Below are 1,837 nucleotides of genomic sequence, written 5' to 3' on the forward strand. Positions count from 1 at the left end.
TAATATTTTCCTCCGCAAATGCTTCTTTAATAACATGAGAAACCACACCATAATGTTTTAGGTTCTTAGATATATAAGGTGGCCATTCTCCAGTAGCAACTCGAACAACACCGGAACCAGCAACATATATGGGGTCAACAGATTCTTCCTTAGCCCATACCAAAGTTGAGGTTAATAGCAACAAGCTCAATATTATTTTCAAGCATTTCATTACTCAATATCATCCTACAGAGCTACTTCTCTCAGATTAGCAGAGTTAGCTGCCTGTCGTACTTTATCAACGTATTGATAATATTAAGTGAATGCTAGCTTATGACTTAAATTTGAATGATAAATCTACCTATAACCAAACACTGCAACAAAAATGCAAGATAACCTTCAAGTTTGTCAGAAATAATTCTTTAATACAACGTTTTAAGAGATCAACCATAACGCAATTCACAGTGTATCCAGCTCGCGTCCCTAAAGAGCCGCATAATGATACATATATTCAATTAAACAACTTGACCCTGAAACCCTAAAAGAGACACAATGCTACTCTATTAAACTATTAACGGGGGAGTTCTGATGCCTGATTATAAAAATCTTTCTTACAAAGTCATTTGGTCTGAAGAAGACGAAGGCTACATTGGACTTTGCAAAGAATTCCCTAACCTATCCTACCTTGCTACTACTGAGAAGAAAGCATTAAAAGGTATTGAGGAGCTTGCTCAGGACGTGCTTAAAGATATGGACCAAATACTGGATAATGGGTTTTAATACAAATAAAGCACTATTGTACCACTACCAAGAAGTGACTGTTTCTGGCTTTTGTATACACATAATCTTAAGTATTCCTTTTTCCTTCATACTCTTCTCTTTTAAACTAACAGAGCCATAAATACAACGAAACAGTCACAATCAAATAGCTGAATTATCATATTAGCACTCAGGTTACTTACCCTATACGTTATAAACAAAGTTATTTAAACCGTTAGAGGTAAAAGCCTGATCACTGACTCACTACGTCATTCCCCTTAAATATCATAGATAAAGCTGATCAAAAAAACAAACACCCCATAACTATATACAGCTGGTTAGTTTTCAAACAAAAGCTACATATCTATTTTTTTATTTTCCCCTTAAAGCATTGTGCAGTAACAATCAGAGGGAATATAAATAGTAAAAAAATAAAAATCAAAAGACTCAAAATATTACTAAACACCCTCAAAACAGGGAATAGAATAATAAAAAAGCTTAAGCAAACTAGTATAATGGTCAGGTAACTTACACCAATAGCCTCAAAATAACATTTAAATCGATTCTGTTTCTTTACTATAAATAGAAAGGAAGTAGCCAAAGGAAACAAAAACGATATTGGTATAATATTAAATATAATAAATAGCCCTGAAGTAGACTCAACTGTGCCAGTAGCATACAGCAAGCTAGGTAAAAATAAAAACATTACAACCAAAACCTTCAAATGACTCATTTATGATTGCTCATACTTTTTAAGGATCTAAAAAGGGACATCCACTTTTTGACTACAATCAATTGATCAACACGTACTCACGCCTAAATTTAGCAGTATATTGCTTCTCTGATTAAACTTGTGGAGAGGCTGTATAAAATTAATCAAAAGTACGATGAAAACTTCACACTACGAGACGTAAAATGAGAAAGATAAAAGTGTATTAGGCACGATCTGATCTGAATCAGTACAGATAAAGTCGTACGAACGGTTATTAAAGTTCCTCAGCTTCCTTATTAAAAACAAATGCTCTATTTATTAGCATGTTATAATTATTTTCCTGCTATCATGTTAAGTATATTGAACACTGCTTACCGAAAATAGTTT

Annotated in this window: 1 protein-coding gene and 1 pseudogene; one reads left to right on the plus strand and one right to left on the minus strand. The window is 33.3% G+C overall.

The window, feature by feature from the left end:
* Window positions 1-211: pseudogene (locus KCG35_RS25035) on the minus strand (hypothetical protein); the annotation flags it as partial.
* A 356-nt stretch (window positions 212-567) separates the two neighbouring features.
* On the opposite strand from KCG35_RS25035, the gene KCG35_RS25040 reads away from it, so the two are divergent.
* Window positions 568-759, plus strand: a complete 192-nt coding sequence (locus tag KCG35_RS25040) for a hypothetical protein (protein ID WP_215822575.1) — start codon at window positions 568-570, stop codon at window positions 757-759.
* Window positions 760-1,837 lie beyond the last annotated feature (1,078 nt).

The organism is Zooshikella harenae (assembly GCF_018837975.1).
Lineage (GTDB): Bacteria > Pseudomonadota > Gammaproteobacteria > Pseudomonadales > Zooshikellaceae > Zooshikella > Zooshikella harenae.